Here is a 7,486-nt window from a genome sequence, read left to right as displayed (position 1 = left end):
ATATGTATGCGACACATCTGTTGTATTAAATGATGCACTAGATAACAATCACCGTGTATTATTTGAAGGTGCACAAGGTGTTATGCTTGATATTGACCACGGTACGTACCCATTTGTTACATCTTCTAACCCGATTGCTGGTGGTGTAACAGTTGGAACTGGAGTTGGTCCGGCGAAAGTTACTCGCGTTGTAGGTGTATGTAAAGCATATACAAGCCGTGTTGGTGATGGTCCATTCCCTACTGAACTTAATGATGAAATTGGTCATCAAATTCGTGAAGTTGGTCGTGAATACGGAACAACAACTGGTCGCCCACGCCGTGTAGGTTGGTTCGATAGCGTTGTTGTAAGACATGCGCGTCGTGTTAGTGGTTTAACGGATTTATCATTAAACTCTATTGATGTATTAACAGGTATTCCAACTCTTAAAATCTGTGTTGCTTACAAATATAACGGAGAAGTTATAGATGAAGTTCCAGCAAACTTAAACATTTTAGCGAAATGTGAGCCTGTATATGAAGAGCTTCCAGGTTGGGAAGAAGATATTACTGGTGTGAAATCATTAGATGAGCTTCCTGAAAATGCAAGAAAATACGTAGAGCGTGTTTCTGAATTAACAGGAATCCAATTATCTATGTTCTCAGTTGGACCAGATCGTAACCAAACGAATATCGTTCGTAACGTATACGAAGTTTAATTGATATTTTTAAGAAAAACTCATGTCCGCATGAGTTTTTTCTTATCTTTTATAAAAAAACAAAAAAAGTATTGCAAAAGTGAAAGATGATATGTTATGATACATCTTGTCGTCACGAAAATATGACGTTGGTGAGTATGAGCCATTAGCTCAGTTGGTAGAGCATCTGACTTTTAATCAGAGGGTCGAAGGTTCGAATCCTTCATGGCTCACCATTTTATTTTTCGTGGCCCGTTGGTCAAGTGGTTAAGACACCGCCCTTTCACGGCGGTAACACGGGTTCGAATCCCGTACGGGTCATGTTTTTTTATGTTTATTTTTGGTCCCGTGGTGTAGTGGTTAACATGCCTGCCTGTCACGCAGGAGATCGCCGGTTCGACCCCGGTCGGGACCGCCACTTTTGTTTATACCACCATTAGTGGTTTTATATATAGTTTTGGCTCGGTAGCTCAGTCGGTAGAGCAGAGGACTGAAAATCCTCGTGTCGGCGGTTCGATTCCGTCCCGAGCCACTCTCAGGATATTAAGTGGGCCCACTTAATATCCTTTTTATTTTGTGTAGTTTTACAAATGTGGGTAGTTATTTTACAATAGGATGAGGAGCCTCTAGCAGTTGAAGCTAGAGGTTTTTCTGTAGATCGTATAGGATTCCGTGTAAAGGTGGATCATACATGAGTCTATGAGAATAGAGGAGAGAACACTTAAATAAAGGTTGCTGTCATATAGGGATATACTATAGAAACATCAATATATTTAAGAATCATTGACCATATTTTTATGAGGAGGAAATAGACGATGATGGGAAAGAAAATTTTAGTAGTTGATGATGAAAAGCCGATTGCAGACATTTTGAAGTTCAACCTAGAAAAAGAGGGTTTTGAAATTGTAATGGCACATGATGGTGATGAAGCAATTGAGAAAGCTAATGAAGAACAGCCAGATATGGTTTTATTAGATATTATGCTACCAGGAAAAGATGGTTTAGAGGTTTGTCGTGAAATACGTAAAAACTCAGAAATGCCGATTATTATGCTTACAGCGAAGGACTCTGAAATTGATAAGGTATTAGGGCTTGAGCTTGGAGCAGATGATTATGTAACGAAGCCATTTAGTACGAGGGAATTACTTGCTCGTGTGAAGGCGAATTTACGCCGCCATCAACAAGGTGGTGCAGCAGAAAAAGAAGAAAATACTGAAATGGTTATTGGACCAATTATTATTAATCCAAATGCTTATAGTGTAACAAAGCGTGAGGAAAATATTGAGCTTACACATCGTGAATTTGAATTGCTACATTATTTAGCAAAACATTTAGGACAAGTTATGACACGTGAACATTTATTGCAAACAGTTTGGGGTTATGATTATTTTGGAGATGTGCGTACAGTGGATGTAACAGTACGTCGTTTACGTGAAAAAATTGAAGATAATCCAAGTCATCCTACTTTAATTGTAACTAGACGTGGGGTAGGGTATTACTTGCGTGACCCAGAGCAGGAATAATATATGAAAAAGGTTGGTTTTTTTCAATCCATTCATTTAAAGTTTGTGCTCATATATATGCTATTAATATTAATAGCGATGCAAGTAATCGGTGTATATTTCGTAAGAGAATTAGAAAAAAGTCTTGTACAAGGCTTTAAGGATTCTCTGACACAACAAACGAATTTACTATCGTATAATTTAAAGCAAGAATTTACAAAAAGTCGTGAAAAAACAGATCCAGAATCATTAGATGACGCTATAAAAAATTCGATTCAAAAGTTTGCATCGGATCGTAAGAAAGATATTCAAGAAGTAAGTGTATTTGATTCTAATAGAAAATTAATGGCGATTTCAGACACGGCTAAGCAAAATAAGATAGGCAGAACATCGACAGATATAGCTGTTCAACGGGTAATTGTACAAAATAAACTAGAATCAAAAATTGAGAAAGATGGAGGAACTGGCCATCGAGTTCAAGTGATGATTACTCCTATTCAAAGCGATAAAGCTGGGGAGGTACTTGGTGTCATTCGTATTGTTGCATCTATGGAAGATGTATACAAACAAATGAAGGATATAAATCAAATTTTTGCTACCGGAACAGTGATTGCTTTGTTAGTAACGGCTGTACTTGGGATTTTACTAGCTCAAACAATTACAAGACCAATTTCAGATATGCGAAGGCAAGCAATTGAAATGGCAAAAGGAAATTATTCGAGAAAAGTAAAGGTCCATAGTCATGATGAAATTGGCCAATTAGCATTATCTTTCAATAATTTATCAAAAAAGCTACAACAAGCTCGTTCTTCAACAGAAAGCGAAAGACGTAAATTATCATCTGTTTTATCACATATGACAGATGGAGTAATTGCTACTGACCGAAAAGGGGATATTATTTTATTAAATGACCCTGCGGAAAAGATGCTAAATGTTTCGCGTGAAACGGCGCTGGATCAATCGGTTTTAGAAGTATTGGGGATACAGGAAGAATTTACGCTCGATCATTTATACGAAGAGCCTGATTCTGTTTTATTAGATTTTAGTACGAGAAATGAACCATACATTTTACGTGCTAGTTTCTCTGTTATTCAAAAAGAGACGGGGAAGGCAAATGGTTTAATTGCTGTATTATACGATGTAACGGAGCAGGAGCGTATAGAAGGGGAACGCCGCGAGTTTGTGGCGAACGTCTCTCATGAATTAAGAACACCATTAACAACGATGCGTAGTTACTTAGAAGCGCTGACAGATGGTGCATGGCAAGATCCAAATATTGCACCGCAATTTTTAACAGTTACACAAGAGGAAACAGAAAGAATGATAAGGCTTGTAAATGCGCTGTTGCAACTATCTAAGCTTGATAGTACAGAACATCGTTTGATGAAAGAGTGGGTCGACTTTACTGACTTCTTTAATAATGTTATTGATCGCTTTGAAATGTCTAAAGAGCAAAATGTAAGTTTCAAACGATCTTTCTCTAAAAAATCTAGATTTATTGATATGGATACGGACAAAATTACACAAGTGTTGTATAACATTATTTCTAACGCATTAAAGTATTCGCCAGAAGGTGGAACAGTAACATATCGCTTACGTGATCGAGGGGAGTTATTAGAGATTAGTGTAAGTGACCAAGGTATGGGTATTCCGAAAGAAAACGTAGATAAAATCTTCGAACGTTTTTATCGTGTGGATAAAGCCCGTTCAAGACAAATGGGTGGTACAGGTCTTGGATTAGCTATTGCAAAAGAAATGATTGAGGCACATGGTGGTTCTATTTGGGCGAAGAGTGAGGAAGGAAAAGGAACGACGATTTATTTCACACTGCCACTGGCACCAGATGAAGAGGACGATTGGGAATGAGTATGGAAAACTTTAAAACGATAGTTCTAATTAATTTAGTTGTTATTAGTCTATTTTTAACTTTTAATTTATGGACATATGTTCCCGATTCCACTTCTGTGCAAAATACAAAATTTGTTCAAGGTAATGAAGAGATAAATCCGATAAAGATTTCAGGAGTTGTTCGCCCATCCTCTGTTATTGTTCATAAAGAAAAAAATCATTACGTAAGTGAGAATACGAACAACGTGAACTCACTTTATAAAATTCTTGAAAATGGAGAATTACATGATTTTAGGGAAATAACAGGCACAGTTCCTAAAGGGGATTTTCTTTCTTATGTACACGGAGAAGAAAAGATTGAATTTGTTTTTCCTACAAATGTGCCACTTGAGACGATTAAAGACATGTTCAATATTAAAGATAAAAATTTAGAATCTAATAGAAGTTTTAATCGCATTGTAATCGATCCTTCTCGAAGCAAGGACCAAGAAATTAAAGTTAATTTTATTTCTTATGATAATCCTCGTAGAATATATCAAGCGATGTTGAGTGGTGCTTATGTAAAGGATGTTATAAACGACCAAAATCGATTTATTACATTAGCAAAACCATATTTTGAATATCAAGTAAATGATACGAAAAAACTGTTTTTACCAGATGGAATTACGGAATTAAATCAGATAGAGTATTTTGTGTCTGGGTTAGATGTGGATTCATTTAAAAATGTTTTATTTAGTGATCCGCGTTATTTAAGTCCTATTACCGAGAAATCAAAGGAAACATTTACAGATGGTATTCGATCTATGGAAATTGATAAGTTGAATTTAATGTTGAAATATAAAAATTCCGCAGTATATAGTGATAAAGTTACAGATAATGCGATGCTTTTGAAGAAAAGCTTCGACTTTGTAAGTGGGCACAGTGGTAACTTAAATTCTTATCGTCTTGATTATATTAATAAGGGGAAAACCTCATTCCGTTTATACGAGGGCGGTTTACCTGTATTTAATGCAGATGGAATGGCTGAATTAAAACAAGCATGGGGTTCAGGCGAAATCATGCAGTATGAGAGATCTCTTTTTGATTTCAATATTCCTTTACCTAGTACACCCACTTCTCTTGCATCAGGTCGTACAGTGATGACATCATTAGAGAATAATCCGGAAATTGACAAAAATTCAATTCAGGATGTTGGTATTGGTTATAAAATGTCATTGAAATCTTCCGTGAACGGAGGTCCTGTGAACGGAGGAGAGATCAGTATTTTACAGCCGATATGGTATGTAAAATGTGATGAAGAGGGTAAACAAAAAATATATGAGTGGAGTGAGGGAGGACTAAATGGATTGGGATCGAATTAAAACGATATTTATTGTGACCTTTTTTGTTTTAGACCTCTTTCTTATCTTTCAGTTCATTCAAAAGCAAGATAGTAATCAGTTGGAAATTGTGACAGAAACAAAAATTGATCAACAATTAAAAGAATCTAAAATTACTATGGGGAGTTTTCCTAAAGAGCCGAAAAAAGAGTCATTTATTATGGCGAAAAATAAAAACTTTAAAGAAGAAGATGTGCAATCTTTAAAAAATCAAACAGCGCATCTGCAAAATGAATATACGATTGAAGGTAAGTTGAAAGAGCCATTTTTAAATGCAAAATCATTATCTAAGGATAAATATAATGATTTCTTAAAAAACAGTGTCCTTGATGGGCAGAAATACGAATTTGGAGCAATGAAAGACTCTAAAATTTATTTCTTCCAAAAGTATAAGGATAAGCCGATTTTCCACAATAATCATGCAATGATTGTTGTGGATTTAAATGAAAAAAACGAGCTTGTTTCGTATACACAAACAATGTTAACGGATTTGAAGGAAATGGGCGAAAGTGAAAAAACGAAAGAACAAGAAATTATCACTGCTCAAACAGCTTTGGAAAATATATATTTAAAAAATAAAATTGCAGAAAATACGCACGTGAAAGAGGCGCAGATTGGATATGCGGCTCTAGCTGAATCATCTTCTAATATACAAGTGCTAGCTCCAACTTGGAACTTAAAGACAGAGCAGAAAAAGGACTTTTTTGTGAATGCAATTGAAGGACAAGTTATGGAATTAGGGGAAACTCAAGTGCCGGAAGAACATAATGGAGTGAGAAAGAATGAGTATGCATTTTAGTGTGCTTGCAAGTGGAAGTACAGGGAATATGCTATATGTAGGAACGGATGAAAAAAAATTACTCGTCGATGCAGGTTTAAGTGGTAAAGCAACAGAGGCTTTATTTAAACAAGCAGAACTGAATATAAATGATGTATCAGGTATTCTTGTCACACATGAGCATAGTGACCATATTAAAGGATTAGGTGTATTGGCGCGTAAATATGATTTACCAGTTTATGCGAACGAGAAAACATGGAATGCAATGGAACATTTAATAGGAAATATCCCAACTGAGCAAAAGTTCATTTTCTCAGTTGGGGATGTGAAAACATTCGGTGATATTGAGGTCGAGTCATTTGGAGTTTCCCATGATGCGGCAGAGCCGATGTTTTATGCTTTTCATAACAATAATAGAAAATTAGCCCTTATTACAGATACAGGATACGTGAGCGACCGTATGAAAGGTGTTATTAAGGGAGCTAATGCTTTCGTATTTGAAAGTAATCATGATGTGGAAATGCTTCGTATGGGACGTTATCCGTGGAGCATTAAAAGACGTATTTTAAGCGACGTTGGTCACGTTTGTAATGAGGATGCTGCGTTAGCGATGGTAGATGTAATTACAGATGAGACAAAACATATTTATTTAGCACATTTAAGCTTAGATAACAATATGAAAGAACTAGCGCGTATGTCAGTATCGCAAGTGTTAGAGGAAAAAGGATTTGGAGTGGGAGAATCCTTTGAAATTCATGATACAGATCCAAAAATGCCTACGAAAATTCAATACGTATAATTCTTCATTTTAGTAAACAATAAAGGTGAATATAGTTGTTTTCAGGAAGATAGGTGAACAAATATGTCCTTTATTGATGAAGAAAAGTATCGTATAAAACGTGCAGGTAAAAAGAAGCATAAAGGTATTGTCATTTCTAGCATAGCAGGAACAATTGTAGGGGCTTCATTATTTGCATTTGGGGCGCCTTTATTTTCGAATCATGCTGGCGCGCTTCCGCAAGCTGAAGCAAGTGGAAGTAACATGGCTGAAGCTCAAGGGATTAAACAGGTTAGCTTTGTAGACGCTGTTGATCGCGCTTCTGAAGCTGTTGTTGGTATTATTAATATTCAACGAGACAATTTTTCAGAGGCAGATTCAGAAGCCGGTACAGGATCTGGTGTCATTTATAAAAAGACAGATGGACAAGCTTACATTGTAACAAATAACCATGTCGTTGCTGGAGCAAATCGTATTGAAGTAAGTCTAAGTGACGGTAAGAAGGTCCCAGGGAAAGTATTAGGA

The 7,486-nt window shown here is 36.2% G+C and carries 6 protein-coding genes, 4 tRNA genes and 1 pseudogene; all 11 read left to right on the top strand.

The genetic code is table 11. The features are described 5' to 3' along the window. The coding region (locus JDS92_RS29125; RefSeq protein ID WP_199632980.1) for an adenylosuccinate synthetase at positions 1-697 on the top strand (697 nt) is incomplete at its 5' end. Positions 698-836: 139 nt separating this feature from the next. Next, positions 837-912 (top strand) — tRNA-Lys (locus JDS92_RS29120). 13 nt (positions 913-925) lie between these two features. Continuing rightward, a tRNA-Glu gene (locus tag JDS92_RS29115) sits at positions 926-997 on the top strand. A gap of 21 nt (positions 998-1,018) precedes the next feature. Next, positions 1,019-1,094: transfer RNA gene (locus tag JDS92_RS29110), tRNA-Asp, on the top strand. A gap of 41 nt (positions 1,095-1,135) precedes the next feature. Then, positions 1,136-1,208, top strand: a tRNA-Phe gene (locus tag JDS92_RS29105). A gap of 283 nt (positions 1,209-1,491) precedes the next feature. Then, a complete protein-coding gene (walR, locus tag JDS92_RS29100; protein ID WP_000971864.1) occupies positions 1,492-2,199 on the top strand; it encodes a cell wall metabolism DNA-binding response regulator WalR in 708 nt (235 codons plus the stop codon). Positions 2,200-2,202: 3 nt separating this feature from the next. After that, a complete protein-coding gene (gene walK / locus JDS92_RS29095; RefSeq protein WP_000755358.1) occupies positions 2,203-4,044 on the top strand; it encodes a cell wall metabolism sensor histidine kinase WalK in 1,842 nt (613 codons plus the stop codon). Continuing rightward, positions 4,041-5,387 (top strand): YycH family regulatory protein, encoded by a 1,347-nt coding sequence (locus JDS92_RS29090; protein ID WP_000061574.1) that lies wholly within the window; start codon positions 4,041-4,043, stop codon positions 5,385-5,387. Before walK ends, JDS92_RS29090 begins: the two co-directional genes overlap by 4 nt. Beyond that, complete coding sequence (locus JDS92_RS29085; RefSeq protein WP_000383715.1) at positions 5,368-6,204, top strand: two-component system regulatory protein YycI; 837 nt, start codon at positions 5,368-5,370, stop codon at positions 6,202-6,204. Before JDS92_RS29090 ends, JDS92_RS29085 begins: the two co-directional genes overlap by 20 nt. After that, positions 6,188-6,982, top strand: a complete 795-nt coding sequence (locus JDS92_RS29080) for an MBL fold metallo-hydrolase (protein WP_097958149.1) — start codon at positions 6,188-6,190, stop codon at positions 6,980-6,982. Before JDS92_RS29085 ends, JDS92_RS29080 begins: the two co-directional genes overlap by 17 nt. A gap of 63 nt (positions 6,983-7,045) precedes the next feature. Continuing rightward, a pseudogene (locus tag JDS92_RS29075) lies at positions 7,046-7,486 on the top strand (2-alkenal reductase); the annotation flags it as partial.

This window comes from Bacillus cereus group sp. N12, from assembly GCF_016483575.1.
Taxonomy (GTDB): Bacteria; Bacillota; Bacilli; order Bacillales; family Bacillaceae_G; genus Bacillus_A; species Bacillus_A toyonensis.
This window is presented reverse-complemented; position numbering and strand designations above follow the sequence as displayed.

Bases quoted from the DNA above. Each gene is read 5' to 3' on its own strand.
- JDS92_RS29080 (WP_097958149.1), top strand. From the start codon at position 6,188: ATGAGTATGCATTTTAGTGTGCTTGCAAGTGGAAGTACAGGGAATATG.
- walR (WP_000971864.1), top strand. From the start codon at position 1,492: ATGATGGGAAAGAAAATTTTAGTAGTTGATGATGAAAAGCCGATTGCA.
- JDS92_RS29085 (WP_000383715.1), top strand. From the start codon at position 5,368: ATGGATTGGGATCGAATTAAAACGATATTTATTGTGACCTTTTTTGTT.
- walK (WP_000755358.1), top strand. From the start codon at position 2,203: ATGAAAAAGGTTGGTTTTTTTCAATCCATTCATTTAAAGTTTGTGCTC.
- JDS92_RS29090 (WP_000061574.1), top strand. From the start codon at position 4,041: ATGAGTATGGAAAACTTTAAAACGATAGTTCTAATTAATTTAGTTGTT.